Source organism: Rhizobium sp. 10N414, from assembly GCF_056394785.1.
In genome coordinates this window covers 26,999-48,485 of sequence record NZ_JBFTIN010000040.1, presented here as the reverse complement: position 1 = coordinate 48,485, position 21,487 = coordinate 26,999, and the positions used below count along the sequence as shown (strand labels likewise).

Below are 21,487 nucleotides of genomic sequence, written 5' to 3'. Positions count from 1 at the left end.
TCGGCCGATACGGACCGGAATGTCACCGAAGCCCCCATGCCGGCATAGACCATGTCGCGGGTACCGGCCTGAAACTCTTCGCCATCGACGACGACGATGCCGGCACCACCAATATTGACAGCGATCAGCTCGCGCCGGGCCAGAAGCGTGTCGGTCCCGGCAGGCTTGATCGTCTCCAGGTCAAGCGCTTCCGAAGTCGGCATGGCACCACCGACGATCATGCGGTCGTAATTGGTGTAGTGAAGCTGGATGCGGCCGGCCAGAAACAGCGGTGGCAGCAGAAAATTCTCGCGCAGCTCTTCCGTACTGAACCGTGAGGCCGTCTTCGGATCGATCGCATAGCGGTTGGTAAAATCAGTGTGGCTCATCAAAAGCCGTCCTTCCGTCTGTGTTTCTCAGTTCGTCAGCGACATACTGACGGTGCCGCTTGTCATCTGCGGTGCGGAGCTACCAGCTTCTCAAGCATCGAGACCTCGTCTGCTGTAAGGTCTGTCAGGGGCGCGCGTACTGGACCGCTATCAAAGCCCTGCAGGCGCACGCCTGCCTTGACGGCGGATACCGCGTAGCCCTTGCGGCGGTTGCGTATCTCCATGAACGGGAAGAAGAAGTCACGCAGGATGCGATTGGTAGTTTCGGTCTTCCCGGCCCTTAGAGCCGTGTAGAATTCCTGTGCCAGAGCCGGTACAAAGTTGAAAACCGCCGACGAATAGGTCGTCACACCCGCGCCGAGATATGCATCCGCAAAGAGCTCGGCAGTCGGCATGCCGCCGAGATAAGTGAGCCGGTCGCCGATGGTTGCTGTGATCTGTCGTACCAGCCCGATTTCGCCCGAGCCATCCTTGAAGCCGACCAGATTGGGGCAAACCTCGCAGAGCCGTGCAAGGGTATCGGCCGACAGGATGGCGTTGTCGCGATTATAGACCATAACGCCGATGTCGACCGCGTCACAGACCGCCTTCACATGTGCAAACAGGCCGTCCTGGCTGGCATCGATAAGATATTGCGGCAGCAGCAGAATGCCGTCGGCCCCCGCCTCTTCGGCCAATCTGGCGATCCGGACGGCCATCTTTGTGCCGTATCCGCATCCCGACACGATCGGCGTTGCGCCCGCTGATGCCTTGGCAGCACGCACCACCTCCGGCACCTCGTCGGGGGTTAGCGAGAAGAATTCGCCGGTACCACCGGCGGCAAACAAAACACTCGCGCCGAAACCGGAAAGCCAGCCGACATGGTCTTCGTAGACAGACCGATTAAACCGATCGTCGTCGTTAAAAGGGGTGACGGGGAAAGAAAGAAGGCCAGCTCCAAGAGCAGCCTTCAAAGAAATGGGGTCCAGTGCCATGGATATCCTCCGGACAGAACGAGAGTCGATGGCAGTGAAACTAGCAGAGATATGATGACTGTCAATAACTCATCATACGATAATTGAGATCACTCAGCCGCGCTTGATGAAATTCCGGTAGCGCTGTTGGCTTCCCTTCAGGTGGAGACGCATCGCCTCTCGCGCCGCGGCCTCATCCTGGTCCGATATCGCCCGGGCAATTCGCAAATGCTCGGATTGAATCTGCTGCAGGTACTCCTGCGAGGATCTCTCGGTATCACCCTCAGCCAAGACGCCCCTTGGAATGATCTGCTTGCCGACCAGCTGTAAAAACTCACGAAAACGGGGATTGCTGGTGGAATCAGCTATCGCCAGGTGAAACGCCCTATCTGCCTCGACCGTCGGCTTTTGATCCTGCTTCAGTCGCTCGATCTCGTCATAGGCCTCAAGAATGGCCTCTTCCTGGGCCGGCGAACGCCGTATGGCCGCAAGCCCGGCGGCCTCGATTTCGATCGCGGCCCGCAGCTCAAGCATTTCAAGCAACGAGGAGATCTTATTGGGATCGGCGCTTTTGAACCCGTCATAGGCGCCGGCCGGAGGCGTCAGGACGAAGACGCCGACCCCGTGGCGCGCTTCGACCAGTCCGTCGGCGCGAAGTGAAGCGATCGCCTCCCGGACTACCGTTCGGCTGACCTCGTATTCCTGCGTCAAACCACCTTCCGTTGGCAACCGATCGCCGGGCTTCATGGCCCCTGACGCAATCGCGTCGCGCAGGCGGCGCGCCACCATTTCCACTAACGTTTCACCGCTTTTGCGTTGCTCTGGCCCCGTCTGCTGAACCACATTGCGCCCCATATTTGTCCCCGCCCTCTGTCGATCTAGACATCCCGAACGACGCCCGTCTGTCAAGAGATTGCAAAAATCCGATTGACCAGAACGCGTCAGACATATTATGACATTAGTGACGCCGTATTACAAGTAAGCATCCGGAGGCCTTCGGCAAAGGCATCGCCGCGCACGTCAGCACCAAAACAGTCCAGGCGATGACGCGACAGGACTGTGGATCGAACCTTCGACATTTGCCGTATTCCGCCACCGGCCGGACACAGAAAGAACCTGGAGGAGAAGACTTGAAGATCGTCGATATTAACGTGCGCGTCTTTGCGCACACGACCTATCGCCACGCCGACACGGCTGGGCATGCGCATCCTGGGCCGGCTCACAAGGTCAACCTTGCGCTGCTGACGATCGTCGCAGACGATGGCACCGAGGGCTACTGCTTCTCCCCGCCCGAAATCGTTCGTCCGCATGTCCTCGACAAGTTCATCAAAAAGGTACTGATCGGCCAGGATCCATTTGATCGCGAGAGACTCTGGCAGGAACTCGCCCATTGGCAGCGTGGCAGTGCTGCGCAACTGACCGACCGGACCCTTGCTATCGTGGACTGCGCGCTGTGGGATCTCGCCGGACGTAAGCTCGCTATCCCCGTCCACAAGCTTATCGGCGGCTATCGCGACAAGGTGCGGGCCTATGGATCGATCATGTGTGGCGATGAGCTAGAGGGCGGCCTTGCGACGCCGGAAGACTACGGGCGCTTCGCCGAAAAGCTGGTAAAGCGCGGCTACAAGGGTATCAAGCTGCATACCTGGATGCCTCCGGTCTCGTGGGCACCTGATGTGAAGATGGATCTGAAGGCCTGCGCGGCCGTGCGGGAGGCCGTTGGTCCCGATATCCACCTGATGATCGATGCGTTTCATTGGTATAGCCGGACCGAGGCGCTCGAACTTGGCAAAGGCCTGGAAAAGCTGAGCTTCGACTGGATCGAAGAGCCGATGGACGAGCAAAGCTCGGCCTCCTACGCCTGGCTTGCCGCCAATCTCGATATTCCCGTTCTTGGTCCGGAGAGCGCTGGTGGAAAGCACTTCAGTCGCGCCGAGTGGATCACCTCGAATGCCTGCGACATCCTGCGGACAGGCGTGCACGATGTCGGCGGCATCAGCCCCGCGATGAAGTCGATGCACCTTGCGGAGTCCTTCGGCATGTATTGCGAAATTCATGGCAACGGCGCCCCGAACCTGATCGTCGCCGCCTGCAGCAAGAATGCCAAGTGGTACGAGCGGGGCCTCTTGCATCCCTTCCTCGAGTATGATGACGGCTTCGAGTATCTGAACGCGCTTGTCGATCCCATGGACGAACACGGCTATGTCCACCTTTCCGATAAGCCGGGTCTTGGAGAAGACATCAACTTCGCCTTCATCGAGGCGAACTTGGTGGCATGAACAAGAGGGGCTGGCGAAGCGTCGTTTGTCAGCCCCTTAGAGCCGCATCGAGCCAGTTGAGTGCCGCGTCCTGCTCTGGGATGGGAAACTCGTGGCCGCCTTGCCACATGGTTGTTTTCAGATTTTGCATCCCGTGCCCGGCCGACCAGAGCTCACGCAGACGGCCAAACGCAGCCTCAACGACGGCTGGAGGGAAATGTCGGTCCTCGCGCCCACTCAGAAAGTAGCCCGGCTTCGGCGCTGCAAGGCCGGCAAAGTCGGGATAGTCCAGCTTGCCCGCGATCTGTGGATGCAGCATGTAGAATGCAGATTGGCCGCGCAACTGGTTGCCGCCGGTCTGCATGAGCCCCTCCAAGGTGCCCATCCAGCCGATTGCACAGAAGGCCGCAATGTCGGCAGAAAGAGCTGCGACCTGCCAGGCGCGGTACCCGCCAAAGGAAAATCCGAAACTTGCCACGCGCTTCCGATCAACCTCTGGCAGCTCGCCAAGAAATTTGGCGGCTGCGATATCCTCCATGGCAACGACTGAGGCGAGCGAGACGCCGAACTGCATCAGGTTGGCGGCAAGCGCCTGCTGCGCTTCGTACCCGTTACCGCAACGGCTTGACCAGCCGAGCGCATCGACGCTGAGAACGACATAGCCACGCCGCGCCGCCTCCTCTCCAGGGAAACGTCCCCCATAGAAACGATCTGCCCACGCCTGCGCTGCTTCCCGCGTCGGGCTATCTGACGGCGCAGGGGCTACCTTTTCCTTGCCGATATCAAAGGTCGCACCGTGATCATGCAACATCAGCAAGGCTGGTGCAGGTGTCTGTTGGTGTGGCAGAAGGAGAAGGGCCTCAGCCACCTCGCCATTGGAAAATCGAAGGCTCAGCCGTCTGCCGGCAAAAGACGAGCAATCCCATTGCGCAATCGTTTCCACCCGGTCGACATGGCATGCGTCAGGATCGATCGACTGCACGACATAGGCCAATGTCGAGGAACGCCACGTCGCGAAGTCGACTGAAGAGCCGCCAAACCTCAACGGAAATGCTGACGTGTCGCGATGCCGTCGAGCGATGGAAGCAAGATTGTCTCGATCGATCATTGGCCTTCATCCGTATTGCCCGGCGCTGCCAACCTCACGATTGCGCCGCTTGGCGCCAGCTCAAACGGCCTGGTCGTACTCGACACTGGCTCGGATCAATTCCCTTGCGTAGGGATCGGTCGCCCGCCCCGTCGAAAGGACCGCACGGTCCAGGATCTCGACGATGCGTCCATGCTGCATGACCGCCAGCCGATCGCACATATGGTCGATCACCGCGAGATCATGCGAGACGAGGAGATAGGTCAGCCCCTTGCGTGCTCTAAGCTCGGAGAGGAGGTTCAGCACTTCTGCCTGAACGGACACGTCGAGGGCCGAAGTTGGCTCGTCGAGCAGCAGGACGGAAGGATCGAGGATGAGTGCGCGTGCGATGGCGACGCGCTGGCGCTGCCCGCCGGAGAGCTCGTGCGGATAGCGCTGGAGAAAGGCGGGAGTGAGCCCGACCTCGATCAGCGCCTGTTCCATGCGTTCTTGATGGCGATCCATACGCTGAATACGCAAGGGCTCCTGAAGCGCGGTTTGGATCGACTGGCGCGGGTGAAGCGATCCGTAGGGGTCCTGGAAAACCATCTGGACGGTACGGCAGTATTCGTCCTGAGGCGTATCGCGGACGGCTTTGTTGTTGATGGCAATCCTACCATCCCACGCGTTCAGCAGGCGGGCGACACACCGCAGGACTGTCGACTTGCCCGAACCGGATTCTCCGACAAGCCCGAAGGACTCGCCCTTGTCGACGCTGAAGTTCACGCCCCCGAGAATGCGCTTTGCGTGAACGCCAAGGCCGAGCGAAATGGATAGATTCTCAATCTCGATCGCGCTCATGGTGTACCCTCAACTGTTGCGACTTTGATGGTCTGGCTGCGGCTCAAGACAGGCAGTGGGCGGCGGTCACCGCCGATGTGAGGCTGCGCTGCCAGCAATCCGCGTGTGTAGGGATGTTCCGCGTTCTTCAGGTCGCGCGCCTGCCGTTCCTCGACGAACTCGCCCGACCGCATCACCAGAACGCGGTCACAGAAATTTCGGACCAGGTTGAGGTCATGGCTGATCATGATCAGCCCAATGCCCTTACTGATCACCAGGTCATTGAGGATCTTCAGCACCTGCATGCGCACCGTGACATCGAGCGCTGAGGTCGGCTCATCGGCGATGATCAGCTCAGGCTCGGGGATCAACATCATCGCGATCATGATGCGCTGCCCCATTCCGCCCGAGACCTCGTGCGGATAAAGACCGAACACCCGCTCAGGATCACGAATCTGCACCGCCTCCAGCATTTCAAGCGTGCGTTGCTTGGCCGCGCCGCGTGAGGCGCCACTGTGTATGCGATAGGCTTCCGCAACCTGATCGCCGACCCGGTGGACTGGATTGAGAGAGAATTTCGGGTCCTGCAAGATCATCGACATACGGCGTCCGCGGACCTGCAACATCTCTTTCTCGCGGCAGGTCAGCAGATCGGTTTCACCGAATTGCATCCGCTCAGCTGTAATTTTGGCCGTCGGCAGAAGCTTCAGTAGCGCCCGACCGATGGTGGATTTTCCCGATCCGGATTCACCAACGATACCCAGCCTCTCTTGCCCGAGCGAGAACGAGATTCCCTTGACAACCGGGTTGTCACCTTTGCGGCCGCGATAGCTGACATGTAGATCGCGGACATCGAGGAGATTGGCCATGTGACGTTCCTCACTTCTGCTTCGGGTCGAGCACGTCGCGAAGACCGTCGCCCAACAGGTTGAAAGCAAGACTGACAAGCAGGATCGCGCCGCCTGGAAACGCAACGAGCCACCAGTTGTCCAGCATGTAGCGCCGGCCCGTCGCCATCATCGCACCCCATTCGGGCAAGGGCGGCTGCGCGCCAAGTCCGAGGAAGCCGAGGCCAGCAGCAGTGAGGATCACCGTCGCCATGCTCAAGGTAATGCGGACGAGGACCGAGGGCAGACACATGGGCATGATCGACTTTACGATAATTCGCAGTGGCGAGGCTCCTTGCATGCGCGAGGCAGCGATATAGTCCGCCCCGCGAAAGGTCAGCGTCTCGGCTCGTGCCAGACGGGCAATCGGTGGCCAGGCAGTAAGCGCTATGGCGATGATCGCATTCTCCAGGCCCGCGCCCAATGCCGCGACAAAGGCAAGCGCCAGGATCAGGCTCGGAAACGACAGGAAGATATCGGTAATGCGCATCATCACCGTATCGCACCACCCGCCGAAGTATCCGGCTGTCGTTCCAACCAGAAGTCCGACCGGGCCAACGATGATAGACACGATGAAAATGAATGTCAGGCTGATCCGGCTTCCATAGACGAGACGGCTGTAGACGTCCCTTCCCAGTTCGTCCGTTCCGAACCAATGAAGGCTGCTCGGTCGGCCGAGAGCGTTGCCGAGGTCGACGACATTGGGGTCATGGCTGGCGAGAACGGGAGCAAGCAGCGCAGTCAACAGCAGTATCGCGACGACGATGACGCCGAAGGCAGCTGTTGGGTTCGCCAGCAACTCGCCGATGACCGCGGCGAACCGTCTGGCCGCCATGACAACAGGTCCGTTGCGACGCTCAGTCAAAACAAGATTGCTCATTTCAAGATGTCCTGGTGCCATGTCACCGCGTCCTTGGATCAAAGATCTTGTAGAGTGCGTCTGAAAGCAGGTTCAGCGCGATGAAGATAACGCCCACAAGCAGCACGCAGGTCATGACCGCGTTCATATCGCCGATGAGCATGTTGTTGGTGATGTATTGTCCAAAGCCCGGCCAGGAGAAGACCGTCTCAATCAGCACCGCCCCTTCGAGCAGGCTGCCATATGCCAAGGCAACGATGGTGACGAGCTGAACCCGGATATTGGCAAAGGCGTGATGCCAGATCGTCCGGCCCTTCGACAATCCCTTCACCCGCGCCGTCGTAACATACTCCTGCCCAAGCTGGTCGAGCATGAAACTTCGCGTCATCCTGGTGATGTAAGCCATCGACGAGTAACCGAGAATGCTGGCGGGCAGGATGAGATGGTTGAGCGCATCGCCGAAGACCTCCCAGTCGCCAGCGATCGCCGCGTCAATGAGCATGAAGCCGGTCGTCTCCGGCACAAGGCCGATATAGTAGTCGGAAATCCGCCCGCCGCCGCCCACGAGCCCAAGCACCGCGTAGAAAATAATGAGGCCGATCATGCCCGTCCAGAAGATCGGCATTGAATGCCCGATCAGCGTCAGGAAGCGGATGATGTGATCGGCTGGCCGATTACGATTGATCGCCGCGAAAATACCGAGAGGTATCCCGAAACCAGCCCCACAAAGAATGGCGAAGGTGGCAAGTTCAATCGTAGCCGGCATGACATGAGCAATGTCGCTGATGACCGGTTGCCCCGTGCGGATAGAAACTCCGAAGTCGCCGCGCACCACGTCCCCGACGTAGCGGATGAACTGTGTATGAAGCGGCAGATTGACCCCCAACCGCTCTGCGACCAACTCGTAGGTGGCGCGATCCGCCTCCTCCCCGACGATCGCTCTCACCGGATCCACCGGCATCAGACGACCGATGCAAAACGTCAGGATGAGGAGGCCGAGCAAGGTCACCATAATGGTGCCGGCCTGCCGCGCGGTGGCAAAGATGCGATCATGGCTCATTGCTGGATCTTTCATAGTCACAAAATGGCATGTGCGACGGGACACACCCGTCGCACGTGTTGGCGGCCTAGCGTTCCTTGGTGACCGTACGCAATTGCGTCGACCACGACGGATTAAGCGCCAGCCCTTTGATATCGGCGCGCACGCCCACGGTATCCACCACCTCGGAGAACGGCTGGATCGCCGGTACGAGGTTGGCATAATACGCCTGGATATCGCCGTAGAGTTTAGTCTGAGCAGTCTTGTCGCCTTCAACCTGTGCAGCATCGATCATGCTGTTCAGCTTCTCGTCGAAGAACGACGTGCGCCAACCCTGGAAGTTTGTCAGCTTTGCCTCGTCCGAATTGTTCGGGTTGTAGGCGATAGCGCGCAGATTGGAGTCGGGATGCGGCAACTGTCCGCCGCCGCCGCGACCGACAAGCAACTCGAATTTGCGTTCGCGCATCGCGCCATAAATCTGATCGCCGGACCCGGTGATGACTTCGGCCTTGATGCCCGCCTGCGCAAGTGTTGCCTGGAGAGCCGTTGCGAGGTTCAAGAACGGCGCGTCCGAAATACCGCGGAGCGTCGTCGAAAAACCGTTCGGATAGCCTGCTTCGGCCAGCAGCGCCTTCGCCTTCTCGACATCGAGCTTGTAGCCGGCATCAGGCAATGCACCGAAGATGCCGCTCGGGATCGGCCGATCGCGTAGCTTGCCGAAATAAGGCAGGACAGTCTTGTCGAGACCCTGATAGTCGATCAGATAGCGAAGCGCCTCTCGAACCTTCGAGTTCTTGAACTTCTCATCCTTCATCGACACCGCAAGGTAATAGAAGCCACTGCCACCGATTGTTTCTATCTTTACGTCCTTGTTGGCTTCCAGCGACTTGAGATCGGCCGCCGACATCGAGAAGGCAATGTCGATATCGCCCTTCTCCAGCATCAGGCGCTGGCTCTGCGATTCAGCCAGATGACGCATGATGATGCGGCGCATCGCCGGCTTGTCGCCCCAGTATTTGTCGTTGCGATCAAGAACGACGCGCTCGTTCGAGCGCCATTCACCAAGCACGAATGGTCCCGATCCCGCTGAATGCGTCGTCAGCCAGGCGGCACCCTTGTCACCGTCCTTTTCATTTTCCGTGACAGTCTTGCTGTCATAGATCGATCCCGGGCCAACGATGCCCAGCGTCATGATGACAAGTTCCGGGTCAACCTTCTTGGGAAGCGTGATGACCACGGTCTTGACGTCCGGAGCGGTGAAGCTTGCCTCGGCGTTGGCGGCAGTGAACCCATGGGTCTTCAAAAACGACGCCTGGGCCAGGTTCAGTGACATCAGCCGCTTCAACGACCAGACGACGTCCTCGGACGTGACGGGGTTGCCGGAAGCAAAGGTCGCCCCGTCTCGCAAGGTGAACGTAATCTTCGATTTGTCATCGCTGACGACCCAGCTCTCCGCGAGTTGAGGTGTGACCTCGGACCTGTTGACAGGATCGAGTGAAACCAGGTTGTCGTATATGTTGGCGAGAACCTGGACCGTCTCCTTGCCGGTAATGGCCGCCGGATCCAATGTCAGGATATTGTTCATCGAGAAGCCGACAACAAGCATGTTTGGCGGCGTTTCGGCACGGAGCGGTGCGCTCCAGCATGCTGCGCCGATAACCGCTGCAGCAATCATTGCCTTCATGTGATACATCGAAAATCCTCCTTTGCCGACTCCCGATCGACTGGTGATACTATCTGTCATCATATCTCATTAGTCAAGTTGTATGATATGCCCACACGGCAGCGATCCGTATTTTCGCAAGCGGGCGGCAATTGCCCTGACGGTCAGAAACACCTCCCGATAGCAAGAGCGCATGGAGAGCAACTCGCGGGCAAGTTCCGTGCCGCGTGCAGTCGACCTGCTCAAGAACGGGTCGCTGAAGACCTATCCGGGCTACCCCCATGGCATGCTGACCACACATGCAGATGTCCTCAACCCCGACCTGCTCTCGTTCATCAGGTCTTGACCACATCGACCGGACCGCGGCCTTCACCCCACGTCGGCCGCGCGATCTGTCACCCGGCAGTGCCGGGTGACACCTGTCGCCATCGACATGCCAGCATGGCTGGCGTTGCTGTCGTCTTTGAGTTTTATGGCGCTCAACTCAATGGCAGCTTTTGGGACACTGACCATAGACCTGCTCGGTGCCGCCGTTGTTGATGACTGCATCGTTGGTCGCGTCTGCCCAGATCCGGTGAATGTTGCATCCGAGGCTAATTTCCTGGCGATGGCGGCCGCGATGGCGCGCCGAACGAGAAGAGTGATATGTCCCTCGATCGTAGCCTTCGAAGGAGGATTGATTAGGCCGTCGCTTCTGAACCTGCCGTTACATCTGATGGCGGTGCAGTCGAAGTTTCGTTACGAACCTTTGGTTTCTCAAAACGACCAGCAAATGCGAACAAAGACAGGATGAGCCGCTTGATCGAGAGGTGCCGGGAAATGCACCGCGACTCCGAGAGCCCGGCTGTAATGTGGCCAAGATCAAAGCTCAGTTAGCCTTGGAAACGTCGCCGGCTTCAAGGCATCAGCTATCATATCTCCTAAAAGCCGATGCAAGCTGTGCGGTGCTCATGTTCATATGCAAGCGGCTGGCGATGTCGCAGATGCCACTGTTGTTTCCGTCCACAATGGCGGAGCCAAACGCGAGGCAAAGACTCCGTTGTTGTGGCGCGCTTCAGTGATGATATCGACAAAACTCACGGGACCTCCGTTGTCGCGAATATCTAGCCATTTGTCCCCGACAGCGATCCTTTGGCCGCCACGGACGACCAATTCATTCCTCTTGAAGTCTTCGTCGCTCATGCTCGACTTCCTAGAGTGTGAGGGCGATATTCCACTTGAAGTAGATTGCTTGCCCGGGCGCCAGACGAAATCCCATTTCCTGCGGGATCACCGATCGGACGACTTTTCTCCTTCATTGCGCATAGTCGCCTAGCCGCCTACTGGCGAGCCACCCGAAGGAGGCCCCGAATTACTCGGCCTCAATGGATGCGTTTGACGGCTGGATGAGCCCACGACCCTTTTCACCGCTGGGCCAGGTCCCACATGGAGCGACAGCCGCCTTTGGACGCGTTTACCAGTGGCGCGTTGACGCGAAAATTCGAGAAATAATGTCGAGTTGTCAATTGGCCAGCGGCTTGCGCGATGAACGGAGAAGCGGCCGTGAACCTTAGCTCGACAGATCCCATGCAGACCGCAGTGTGCATCACCCCTTCAAGCTTGGCCGCAAACGCAGGGTGCATCGGAAGCAGTGAAACTTCTGGTTTGGGGCCGCCGAGTGACGGCGACCCTAATGGAGAGGTCGCAGGAGTTACGCTGCCTGTGCAACATCATCCCGGTGGTGAATCTCTGTTCCGAGCACTTTCAGGCATTCCCGGATAAATGCGGCGAGCGCCGTCCATCCCTTTGCGGATACCATCGTGCCGTCAACGTAGGCCTCGGTCGGCGAAAGGTCGATATAGGTACCGCCTGCGAGTGTGACTTCCGGCTCGCAAGCGCCGAGCGCACCGACTTTCCTCCCGCGCACGACGCCGTCGACCGCAATAAGAATCTGCACGCCATGGCAGATCGTGAAGATCGGCTTCTGCTTCTCGTGGAAATGACGGACGATGGCCTGCACACGTTTGTCGGTGCGGATGTATTCCGGACCGCGGCCACCGGCAGCATAAACGGCGTGATATTGGTCTAGCTGCACCTCCGCCTCTGAGAATGTCTTGTTGATGGTGAAGAAGTGCCCGAGCTTCTCGGTATAGGTTTGATCGCCTTCGAAGTCATGAAGCGAGGTCTTGATGAGATCTCCGGCTTTCTTGTCGGGGCAGATGACGTGGACCGTATGGCCAACTGCTTCCATCGCCTGCTGGAAAACGTAGATCTCGTACTCTTCGGTGAATTCACCGGTCAGCATCAGTATCTTCTTGCCTGGCATGATTTACTCCTCTTTGTTCATGCGGCGGGGTGGCTCCTTGCCACCCCTGTTTCTATGATTAGAACGGCGAGTCCGGGAAGTAATACTCCTTCGCATTCGCCTGAGTGATGAGAGGCGCGTCGAGCTTGACGTTTCCTCTGGTGGGAGCCTGTCCGACCAAGTTGGCGACCGTCATGTAGATCGCGGTCTTGATCATCGCTGGCGGGTATGGCGTTTCGACCGGGGTCATGGCGTCTCCGTCGATGACCTTCTTGACGATGTCCTTCATGCCATTGCCGCCGAGTGCCAGCTTGATATCCTTGCGCCCGGATTCCTTGACCGCTTCGAGCACCCCAAGCAGCATGTCGTCGTCGTTTGCCCATACGGCGTCGATCTGAGGGTATTTGGCCAGATAGTCCTGCATCAGCTTGAAGGCTTCATCACTGTTCCAGTTCGCATACTGGATGTCGAGTACCTTGAGGTCAGTGCCCTTGATGGCGTCCTGGAATCCTTGAATGCGCTCGTCATCGATCACTGTCGGAATTCCCCGCAACACGACGAGGTTCCCCTTGCCGCCCAGCTTGTCGATCATGAATTTTGCAGTGTTGCGTCCGACGGCGATGTTATCGCCAGCCAGGTATAGGTCCTGGATCGTTGGATCGTTCAGGCCCCGGTCGACGACCGTGATGAAGGTTCCCGCATCCTTTACCGCCTTGACGGGGGTCGTCAGTTCCTCGGACGTGTAAGGCAAGATCACCAGAGCATCGAGTTTGCGTCCGGCCGACAGATCCTCAAGCGCGCTCACCTGCGCCGTTGCCGAAGGCGAGGTCTTTACCACCACCTCCACGTCCGGAAACGCGGCATTGATTTCCTTTGCTGCGGCCTGCGCGTGATAGACGATGCCTGCCGTCCAACCGTGGTCGGCAGCCGGGATCGACACTGCCACCACTTTCTTGTCGGCGCCGAATGCGTGACCCACGAGCAGCACCGTGCTTGCGGCGAGTGCCACAACCCATTTCCTCTTCAACATTCATTCCTCCCAGAATAGGACCGACAAAATTCATTCGCCGCGCGGTCCGGACGCGGATTATTTCGAGAACCTCTGAATGAGCATCGCGATGATGATGATCACGCCCTGGACGCCCGCCACCAGGTATTCGGAAACGAAGTCGGACAGCACCATCAGGTTGGCGATGAGTTCAAGGATGACCGCTCCGGCGACCGTGCCCCAGACGTGACCCTTGCCGCCGCGGAGTGCGGTTCCGCCGATGACAACTGCCGTGATGACTTGGAGCTCCCAGAGAACGCCAGTCGTCGGGGTGGCCGCGCCAAGACGCGGCACGTAGCAGATCGCGGCGATCGCAACGCAGGCACCCTGGATGGCGTAGGCGATCGTGCGGGTCTTGATTATCGATATGCCGGAATAGCGGGCAACGTCCTCGTTGGCCCCGACCGCGGCGCATTTGCGCCCGTACTTCATCTTGTAGAGAATGAACGAGGCGACGACAGCGACGGCAATCGAGATCAGGATCGGCAACGGGATGCCCGCGACGGTGCCAAAGTACACGGGGCGGTACGCGTCGCGGAGGGTGCGATCGATCGGGATCGTGCCGCCGTCGGACATGTACGTGATCAGTGCCCTGAAGATGCCCATTGTTCCGAGCGTCGCGATGAACGGCTCGATCTTGCCGACAGTCACAATAATACCGTTCATCAATCCGCAGAGGAGACCCACGGCAATCGCCACCACCATCCCGGCCGGGATTGCCGAAACACCCCAGTCGGGTGCCATCCGGTTCATGAACATGATCGTGATCCCGGTGATGAATGCGGCCATGGAGCCCACGGAGAGATCAAGGCCCCCCGACGAGATGACGAAGGTTGCGCCGACCGCGATGATCGCAATGAAGGCGCTGCGGGTGATGACGTTGCCGAGATTGGTCGCGGAGAGGAAATCCGGATTGACCGCAAAACCGATTGCCAGCAATGCGATCAGAGCCATAAATGGTCCCACATCCGCCCATCCGATATTCCATTCCCGCTCCGGTTTGACCGGGGTCGAACCCGTAATAACAGTCATCTGTTTCCTCCCTCGCCTTTTCCCGGAGCAGCGTCGCTTGTCGCCAGAAGCGCGACGTTGTGCTCCGTCATTTCGTCTCCTGAGACCTCCCCCGCGATGCGCCCTTCCCGCATCACAAGAATTCGATCGCAGATCCCGATCAGTTCCTGCATTTCGGAGGAGATCACGACGCACGCCTTCCCCTGAGCCACGAGCCGCTGGATGAATGCGTAGATCTGCGCCTTGTTGGCGATATCGATGCCACGCGTCGGCTCGTCGATGACGACGACCGAGGGCGCGGTCAACAATACCTTCGCAAGCAGGAGCTTTTGTTGATTGCCACCGGATAGCTGTCCTGCTTTCACCCCCAGACTCTTCAATCGGATGTCGTATTGATCGATGGCCTGTGTCAGAGCGGTCTGTTCGCGGCGTCGCCGCATCAACAAACCGGGATGAAACCGTTGAAGCGCGGACAGGGTGAGGTTGGGTGCAAGCCGCTCCTGGAGGAGAAGTCCTTTTCCCTTCCGGTCTTCGGTCAAGTAACCGATCCCGGCGTCGATCGCCGCCCGCGGCGAATGAATGTTGATCGACTTGCCTTCGAGTTCGACTTCGCCAGTTGCCGGTCTCAACCCCATGATCCCTTCGAATAGCTCCGTCCGGCCTGCCCCGATCATTCCGGCGAAGCCGAGAATCTCGGATTTGCGAACGTCGAAGGTGATTTCCTTTGCAAAACCCGGAACTGACAGGTTGCGGACTGAAAGCATCTTTTCACCAGCGGCCGCGGGTGACTTTTCCGGATAGAGCGCCGCGAGGTCGCGTCCGACCATCAGACGCGCCATGTCCAACTGACTGAGACTGTGGCCCGGGTGCGTGCCGACCAGCTTGCCGTCGCGCAGCACCGTTACCTTGTCTGCAATTCGCTGCACCTCGTCGAGACGGTGGCTGATATAGAGGACAGCAATCTCCTGCGCCTTGAGTTGCAAGATGATCGAGAGCAATCGCTCGACCTCGTCCCCCGTAAGGACGGCTGTCGGTTCGTCGAAGATCACCAGCCTATGATCATCCAGCAGCGCCCGAGCGATCTGGACAAGCTGGCGGTCGGCAAGCGAGATGTTTCGCACCAGCGCATTGGGGGAAACCATGCTTCCGAGTTCGGCCAGCTTCTCAGCGGCGAGACGGCGCATCGTCCGGTCGTCAACGACTCCGTTGCGCATCAATTCGCGGCCGAGGAACAGGTTTTCCGCGACAGTCAGGGCATCGGCAAGCAGAATTTCCTGATGGACCAGAACAATACCAGCCTGCTGGGCCTGCTCAGGCCCGACAAAACGGACCACGCCCTTGTCCATGCTCAGCGAACCTGCGGTAGGTTCGGCGTAGCCGGACAGAAGCCGCATGAAAGTCGATTTGCCGGCACCGTTCTCGCCGATGATCGCGTGAATCTCGCCGGGAAGGATGTCCAGTGTCACATCCGAAAGAACCGTGACCTGGCCATACTCCTTGGAAAGGTTTTCGGCACGCAACACCGGCTGACGTGCGAGGTCATCGGCCTGAACCACGGGCGCTCTTCCATCTCTCTGAATGCTGACAACGCTCGACATCGCAGATTCCTCAATCGAAAGCTGGGAGCAGCCTGTCCCGCGAATGCTCAAGGTGGACGCGCATCGCCTTCTCGGCGGCGGAAGCGTCGCCTGCAGCGAATGCCGTCAGTAACGCTTCGTGTTCGTCGAGAGCCTCCTCGGTCACCCGTGAGTGGAACATCAGACGGAAGATATGGAAATGCGTGTGCTGGTGATTGAGCGTCTCGCGGATGAGCTCGTTGCCCGCATATTCGAGGATACGGTCGTGGAACATTGCGTCCTGGCGCGCGAAGGTCGAATAGCGAAGGCGCTCATCGGTGCCATCACGTCGCCCCATCACTCCGGCTGCTTCGCGAAGCGTTGCAAGCTTTTCATCGTCCATCGCGAGGGCCGCTCTGGCTGCGCTGTCCGGCTCAAGCAGAAGACGCAGCTGATAAAGCTCGTCGAAGCGGCGTCGGGCGATCTGGGGAGCCGCGCTGTAACCGATTAGGTGGGTCTTGACTACCAGTCCCTCCCCTTCCAGCCGCCCAAGCGCTTCGCGGATGGGCGTCTGCGAGACATTCAGTTCGCGCACCAGATTATCGACATTGATCCTTGCGCCTGGGGGAATCTTCAAAGCCATCAATTGGGCGAAGATTGCCTCATAGACGCTTCCCGCAAGACTATTGGCCCTCGGGATGAACGCGCCCGTGTCCGGCGCATCGTTAAGGATCGTGGGTGTTCTATTCTGCATCATCTATTGCCTCTTGACAGAACCAATCGCTAACACGATGCTCGCCGATATTCAATACTATATCCTATAGGATTTTATTTGGAGCTGTCGTGAGAGTAAAGAGGGAGATAGCGGCGGACCTGGTGAGGAACCTTCTCGAGGAAAAAGGGACCCCTCGTTCATACGCTTTGCAGCAAACCGACGTTCTCGTCGAAGCAGAGTTGAGAGGTCATCCATCGCATGGCCTTCAAAGGCTGCCGAGGATTCTTCAGAGAATTGGCAATGGTCTCATCGATCCAAGCACCCAAGGGAAATCACACTGGCGAACGCCGTCATTCCTGAAGATCGACGGGCTGCGCGGACTGGGGCCAGTGGTCGCTCTCCAGGCATGCACCATGCTCTCTGAACGAGCTTCTTCGACAGGCGTCGCCGTTGCTGGCATCAGGAACTCAAACCACCTGGGGATGCTCGCCTATTACGTAGAGCACCTCGCGAAAGAAGGCATCATCGGGATCGCGCTATCTTCGAGCGAGGCACTTGTCCACCCATATGGCGGGACAACGCCCCTCCTCGGCACCAATCCCCTTGCGATTGCCGTGCCGACTGCGGACCGACCGCTTGTCGTCGATCTCGCGACCTCTGTGGTTTCAATGGGGAAGATCCATCACCATGCGGCAAACGGATGCGCGATCCCGGAGGGTTGGGCACGCGACAGCGACGGAGAAATGACGACCGACGCCGCCGCTGCAATGAACGGGTCGATCGCTCCGTTCGGCGACGCCAAGGGATACGCTCTTGGTATGGCACTTGAATTGCTGGTGGCCTCGATTGCGGACTCATCGACTGCGCCTGACGTCCGGGGAACGCTGGATGCCGATGCCATCTGCAACAAGGGGGACGTGTTGATTGCCATCGACGCCGGCAAGCAGCCCGACCTCCTCGCTTGCTTCAGTACCTACCTCGATCGCATCCGGAAATCGCGTCCAGCCGAGCCCACACGACCAGTAACGGTCCCTGGCGACGGCACCTGGTCGCGCCGCCAGCAGGCGCTCTGCGACGGAATCGAGATTCCTGGAAGGCTTTGGGACGAACTTAACGCCCTTTCCCGCTCAAACGAAGCACTTGTCAAAGGACATGCACAATGACCCTTTTCGCCGCCATTCGGCTTCCCCAGGAAATTCTCTTCGGCAAGGGACAACGTCATGCCCTCCCGCACATTGCCGCGAAGCTGGGCAGGCGTGCGTTGCTATGCACTGACGAGCGGTTCGCTGCTACGCCCGTCTTCGCGGATATCGTGAAGGCGCTCGAGGCCGCCTCGATCACAGTACTGATCCACGATGGTGTCCAGCCGGACGTTCCCATCGAGACAGTTTCCGTCTGTGTGGAGGAAGCACGAACCTTTCACCCGGACATGGTGATTGGCATTGGTGGAGGAAGCTGTCTGGACATGGCAAAGTGTGCCGCCTTGCTCCTTAGCCATGGCGGGCAGTTGAAGGACTACTACGGCGAGTACAAGGTGCCCGGCCCGACGCTTCCGATCATCGCTGTGCCGACGACGGCAGGGACGGGGTCCGAAGTCACGCCCGTCGCTGTCATTTCCGATTCCGAACGCACGCTCAAGGTTGGGATATCCAGTCCCTATCTGATCGCCACGACCGCCATCTGCGATCCCGAACTTACGATGACCTGCCCGCCCGGACTGACGGCGGTTGCGGGGGCCGACGCCCTCACCCACGCAATCGAGGCCTTCACCGCGGCGCGACGCGGTACCGATCCGCTGCTTGCTCAGAACCATGTATTCATCGGAAAGAGCGCTCTTACCGATCATTTCGCGTTGCTGGCGATCAAGCTTCTCGGCCGCAGCCTGGAGAGGGCCTGCAAGAATGGCTCCGATGAAGACGCACGGGCCGATGTCATGATGGGTGCGTTGGCGGCCGGATGTGCCTTTGGGACTGCAGGGACCGCTGCGGCTCACGCGATCCAATATCCGGCCGGAGCGCTGACCCACACAGCACACGGTCTCGGTGTCGCTACCATGATGCCCTATGTGATGAATTACAACAGATCCGTGTCCGCTGCCGAGATGGCCGAAATCGGCACCGCACTCGGCCTCGACAACGCGAACCGTAGCGACGAAGAACTTGCAGTCGCCGCTATCGAAGAGATCCGCAGGCTGTTTGCAACAATAGGCATTACACGGACGCTCGCGGATCTGGGCCTTGCTGCCGACAAGCTGGACTGGACCGCTGAACAGGCCTTCGGCATCGACAGGCTCATCAAAAACAATCCGCGGTCTTTTGACCTCGACGCCATGAAGCGTCTCGTCAGAGCGGCCTACGAAGGCGATCTCGTCGCATCCGCCAACTAAGAGAATCGGGGAAGCATCATGACCATTGCCCAACACATACCTCAAGTCGACCACCAACTGCCGGATCTCACGGCGACCGCACGCGGCCTCTACATCGATGGAGCCTGGCAGCCATCTCGGTCCGGTCGGACAATCGACGTCGTGAACCCTTCGACGGGCGAGGTTCTCGCCACCGTGCCGGATGCCACGATCGAGGATGCCCGCGCCAGTGTCGAAGCTGCATCCACTGCAGCGCCGGGATGGCGGGCTACGCCCCCACGCAAGCGCTCCGAGATCCTGCGCCGGTGCTTCGAGCTTATGATCGAGCGCTCCGAGATGCTGGCGACACTGATCTCGCTGGAAAATGGCAAGGCGTTGCGCGACGCGCGTGGTGAGGTCGCCTACGCAGCCGAGTTCTTCCGCTGGAATGCGGAAGAAGCTGTCCGCATTACGGGCGAGTTCGGCATAGCGCCATCAGGCACCAATCGCATCATCGTCGACTACCAGCCAATAGGCATCTGCCTGCTGATCACGCCGTGGAATTTTCCGGCGGCGATGGCTACCCGGAAGATCGCGCCTGCGCTTGCTGCTGGTTGCACCGTGATACTGAAGCCCGCCAGCGAAACACCGCTGACTGCTTACGCATTGGCTGCAATCTATGAGGAGGCCGGGGTGCCGAACGGTGTCGTAAACGTACTGACGACGACCAACCCCGGACCATTAACGGCAGAGGTTCTCGCGGATCCACGTGTCAGAAAGCTCTCTTTTACAGGATCGACTGGTGTCGGTCGCGGCCTCTTGGCCGAGGCTGCGAAGAACGTCATCTCCTGCTCCATGGAGTTGGGCGGCAACGCACCTTTCGTGGTGTTCGACGACGCAGACCTGGAAGCGGCCCTTGACGGTGCGATGATCGCCAAGATGCGAAACGCCGGCGAAGCCTGCACCGCGGCCAACCGCTTCTACGTCCAGTCGGGGATATACGATGCATTTGCCGAAGGCCTCACAAGGCGCATGGGCGCGCTCATTATGGGGTCGGGAGTTTCCGGGGACACCGAATGCGGTCCAATGATCACCCGCAAGGCGGTCGACAAGATCGCACGCCTCGTGGACGATGCAAAGGTCCGAGGAGCCCGTGTACTCTGTGGCGGCGACGCCCCGGCAGGTGACGGCTATTTCTATCCTCCGACTGTTCTGGCGGATGTACCATTTGAGTCAGAGATGGCCTCAGAGGAAATCTTCGGTCCGGTCGCGCCGCTCTATCGCTTCGAAACCGAGGAAGAAGCCGTCCGGAGAGCCAATGACACGGAACACGGCCTGGCTGCCTACGTCTATACGCGCGACCTTGCACGCGGGCTGCGGGTCTCCGACGGCATCGAGGCTGGGATGATTGCTTTAAACCGTGGTCTTGTATCCGATCCTGCAGCCCCGTTTGGCGGTGTGAAGCAAAGCGGCCTTGGCCGCGAGGGTGGTCAGCATCATGGCATTGCCGAATTCATGGAAGCGAAATATATCGCAACAAGTTTCTGAGCTGGGGAGCAATCGTGGAAACGGACCCATTTCGCATACGTGATCATGTTGCGCACTTCGACAGCATTGTCAGCGAGATCGTGAAAGCGAGTGAAAGAACTCGCGAAACTCTATCAATGACTGGGAACGTCGTCTATGGCGACGGTCCCTCCGAAAGCTTGGATATCTTCTATCCGGAAGGGACACGAAAGAACCTTCCGGTCCACATGTTCATCCATGGGGGCTATTGGCGGATGTTCTCCAAGCGCGACTATTCCTGTGTTGCAAACACCATCACCCAGGCAGGCGCGATCGCGGTCATCGTCGACTATGCATTAATGCCTGCCTACAGGATGGAGGTCCTTGTCGACCAAGTCGTACGCGCCAAACGATGGGTGATTGACCGCATCGCAGAGTATGGAGGCGACCCCTCGACACTAACGGTGAGCGGGCATTCGGCTGGCGCACACCTCGCAAGCTTCCTATTTCATGGGAGTACCATCCCCTCCCGCATCGAAGGTGCGTTCTTGCTCGGTGGCCTTTACGACCTCGCTCCATTGCAGCGGTCGTTTCTTCAAAACGAGATTGCGCTATCGGATGAAGAGGTGGCGCGCTTCACACCTCTCTCTCACCACCACGACCCGCACTGCCGCGTTATCCTAGCGGTTGGCGCAAAAGAGACAGATCCTTTTCATGCGCAATCTAATGCGTTTCTGTCTACCTTGCGAGGGCAAGGGCTCCCGGCAGTCCGGAAGATCCTGGCAGCTCGGAACCACATGGACTCAGTTCGCGACCTCGGTGTCCCTGGCTCTGAGGCTGGAGATCTTCTCGCCCGATTAGTGACTGGCGAGCCGTGCCCCGCCTGAAGCTTCGATGCTTCGGTCCATGCTTGCAACGCGCGTGAACATCAAGGCGCTCATCAATGTTGCCTGATAATGGCGCGAATCCGGATTTGCCCGCTTGATCCTCGAAAAAGGAAGGAGCCATGAAAGCGACCAATACCGTTCTCGCGAGCCGCCCCAGCGGCACGCCGACATGATTGCCGACCGGGGCTCACCAATACGCTCAT

The 21,487-nt window shown here is 59.0% G+C and carries 20 protein-coding genes and 2 pseudogenes; 7 read left to right on the top strand and 15 right to left on the bottom strand.

Annotated elements, in window-relative coordinates; translation table 11 throughout:
• The 3 genes and pseudogenes from AC1DE4_RS26245 to AC1DE4_RS26235 all read right to left on the bottom strand — a co-directional run.
• Positions 1-368: pseudogene (locus tag AC1DE4_RS26245) on the bottom strand (5-dehydro-4-deoxy-D-glucuronate isomerase); the annotation flags it as partial.
• Positions 369-430: 62 nt separating this feature from the next.
• Entirely contained in the window at positions 431-1,342 is a 912-nt protein-coding gene (gene kdgD, locus AC1DE4_RS26240) for a 5-dehydro-4-deoxyglucarate dehydratase (protein ID WP_409564081.1), read from the bottom strand.
• A gap of 93 nt (positions 1,343-1,435) precedes the next feature.
• Positions 1,436-2,176: a FadR/GntR family transcriptional regulator gene (locus AC1DE4_RS26235; RefSeq protein ID WP_169681531.1), complete on the bottom strand. Its 741-nt coding sequence runs from the start codon at positions 2,174-2,176 to the stop codon at positions 1,436-1,438.
• A 275-nt stretch (positions 2,177-2,451) separates the two neighbouring features.
• Between AC1DE4_RS26235 and AC1DE4_RS26230 the strand changes: the two genes are divergently transcribed.
• Positions 2,452-3,600: a mandelate racemase family protein gene (locus AC1DE4_RS26230; RefSeq protein WP_018858153.1), complete on the top strand. Its 1,149-nt coding sequence runs from the start codon at positions 2,452-2,454 to the stop codon at positions 3,598-3,600.
• A gap of 28 nt (positions 3,601-3,628) precedes the next feature.
• Here the strand turns inward: AC1DE4_RS26230 and AC1DE4_RS26225 are convergent, their stop codons facing one another.
• The 6 genes from AC1DE4_RS26225 to AC1DE4_RS26200 all read right to left on the bottom strand — a co-directional run bounded on the left by AC1DE4_RS26225 (position 3,629) and on the right by AC1DE4_RS26200 (position 9,954).
• Positions 3,629-4,687, bottom strand: coding sequence for a dienelactone hydrolase family protein (locus AC1DE4_RS26225; RefSeq protein WP_169681534.1), 1,059 nt, complete (start codon positions 4,685-4,687; stop codon positions 3,629-3,631).
• A 60-nt stretch (positions 4,688-4,747) separates the two neighbouring features.
• Entirely contained in the window at positions 4,748-5,506 is a 759-nt protein-coding gene (locus AC1DE4_RS26220; RefSeq protein ID WP_169681536.1) for an ABC transporter ATP-binding protein, read from the bottom strand.
• Positions 5,503-6,354 carry an ABC transporter ATP-binding protein gene (locus AC1DE4_RS26215; RefSeq protein ID WP_169681538.1) on the bottom strand — a complete coding sequence of 284 codons (852 nt, stop codon included), beginning with the start codon at positions 6,352-6,354 and terminating at the stop codon, positions 5,503-5,505. The genes AC1DE4_RS26220 and AC1DE4_RS26215 overlap by 4 nt, the downstream gene beginning before the upstream one ends.
• A 10-nt stretch (positions 6,355-6,364) precedes the next feature.
• Entirely contained in the window at positions 6,365-7,207 is an 843-nt protein-coding gene (locus AC1DE4_RS26210) for an ABC transporter permease (RefSeq protein WP_169681760.1), read from the bottom strand.
• 67 nt (positions 7,208-7,274) lie between these two features.
• A complete protein-coding gene (locus AC1DE4_RS26205) occupies positions 7,275-8,291 on the bottom strand; it encodes an ABC transporter permease (RefSeq protein WP_169681540.1) in 1,017 nt (338 codons plus the stop codon).
• A 67-nt stretch (positions 8,292-8,358) separates the two neighbouring features.
• Positions 8,359-9,954 carry an ABC transporter substrate-binding protein gene (locus tag AC1DE4_RS26200; RefSeq protein ID WP_477883752.1) on the bottom strand — a complete coding sequence of 532 codons (1,596 nt, stop codon included), beginning with the start codon at positions 9,952-9,954 and terminating at the stop codon, positions 8,359-8,361.
• A gap of 190 nt (positions 9,955-10,144) precedes the next feature.
• On the opposite strand from AC1DE4_RS26200, the pseudogene AC1DE4_RS26195 reads away from it, so the two are divergent.
• Both AC1DE4_RS26195 and AC1DE4_RS26190 read left to right on the top strand, forming a co-directional pair.
• Positions 10,145-10,279 (top strand): annotated as a pseudogene (locus AC1DE4_RS26195) (alpha/beta fold hydrolase); the annotation flags it as partial.
• A 66-nt stretch (positions 10,280-10,345) separates the two neighbouring features.
• Positions 10,346-10,726, top strand: a complete 381-nt coding sequence (locus AC1DE4_RS26190) for a hypothetical protein (RefSeq protein WP_169681542.1) — start codon at positions 10,346-10,348, stop codon at positions 10,724-10,726.
• 161 nt (positions 10,727-10,887) lie between these two features.
• Here AC1DE4_RS26190 and AC1DE4_RS26185 read toward each other — a convergent pair whose 3' ends face one another.
• The 6 genes from AC1DE4_RS26185 to AC1DE4_RS26160 form a co-directional block, all read right to left on the bottom strand.
• Positions 10,888-11,115: a hypothetical protein gene (locus tag AC1DE4_RS26185; RefSeq protein ID WP_169681544.1), complete on the bottom strand. Its 228-nt coding sequence runs from the start codon at positions 11,113-11,115 to the stop codon at positions 10,888-10,890.
• 508 nt (positions 11,116-11,623) lie between these two features.
• Positions 11,624-12,238, bottom strand: a complete 615-nt coding sequence (locus AC1DE4_RS26180) for a DJ-1/PfpI family protein (RefSeq protein WP_169681546.1) — start codon at positions 12,236-12,238, stop codon at positions 11,624-11,626.
• A gap of 58 nt (positions 12,239-12,296) precedes the next feature.
• Positions 12,297-13,247: a substrate-binding domain-containing protein gene (locus AC1DE4_RS26175; protein ID WP_169681548.1), complete on the bottom strand. Its 951-nt coding sequence runs from the start codon at positions 13,245-13,247 to the stop codon at positions 12,297-12,299.
• 57 nt (positions 13,248-13,304) lie between these two features.
• Positions 13,305-14,297, bottom strand: a complete 993-nt coding sequence (locus AC1DE4_RS26170) for an ABC transporter permease (RefSeq protein WP_169681550.1) — start codon at positions 14,295-14,297, stop codon at positions 13,305-13,307.
• Entirely contained in the window at positions 14,294-15,874 is a 1,581-nt protein-coding gene (locus AC1DE4_RS26165) for a sugar ABC transporter ATP-binding protein (RefSeq protein ID WP_210258250.1), read from the bottom strand. The genes AC1DE4_RS26170 and AC1DE4_RS26165 overlap by 4 nt, the downstream gene beginning before the upstream one ends.
• A gap of 10 nt (positions 15,875-15,884) precedes the next feature.
• On the bottom strand, positions 15,885-16,586 hold the full coding sequence (locus AC1DE4_RS26160) for a GntR family transcriptional regulator (RefSeq protein ID WP_112648121.1): 702 nt from the start codon (positions 16,584-16,586) through the stop codon (positions 15,885-15,887).
• A gap of 89 nt (positions 16,587-16,675) precedes the next feature.
• Here AC1DE4_RS26160 and AC1DE4_RS26155 point away from each other — a divergent pair, with 89 nt between their 5' ends.
• The 4 genes from AC1DE4_RS26155 to AC1DE4_RS26140 are packed head-to-tail and all read left to right on the top strand — an operon-like array spanning position 16,676 to position 21,284.
• A complete protein-coding gene (locus AC1DE4_RS26155; protein ID WP_083929876.1) occupies positions 16,676-17,710 on the top strand; it encodes an Ldh family oxidoreductase in 1,035 nt (344 codons plus the stop codon).
• Positions 17,707-18,933 carry an iron-containing alcohol dehydrogenase gene (locus tag AC1DE4_RS26150; RefSeq protein WP_169681552.1) on the top strand — a complete coding sequence of 409 codons (1,227 nt, stop codon included), beginning with the start codon at positions 17,707-17,709 and terminating at the stop codon, positions 18,931-18,933. Before AC1DE4_RS26155 ends, AC1DE4_RS26150 begins: the two co-directional genes overlap by 4 nt.
• An 18-nt stretch (positions 18,934-18,951) precedes the next feature.
• Positions 18,952-20,439 carry an NAD-dependent succinate-semialdehyde dehydrogenase gene (locus AC1DE4_RS26145; RefSeq protein WP_169681554.1) on the top strand — a complete coding sequence of 496 codons (1,488 nt, stop codon included), beginning with the start codon at positions 18,952-18,954 and terminating at the stop codon, positions 20,437-20,439.
• Between the two features lie 14 nt (positions 20,440-20,453).
• Positions 20,454-21,284, top strand: a complete 831-nt coding sequence (locus AC1DE4_RS26140) for an alpha/beta hydrolase (RefSeq protein ID WP_477883745.1) — start codon at positions 20,454-20,456, stop codon at positions 21,282-21,284.
• The last annotated feature ends 203 nt before the right edge of the window (positions 21,285-21,487 follow it).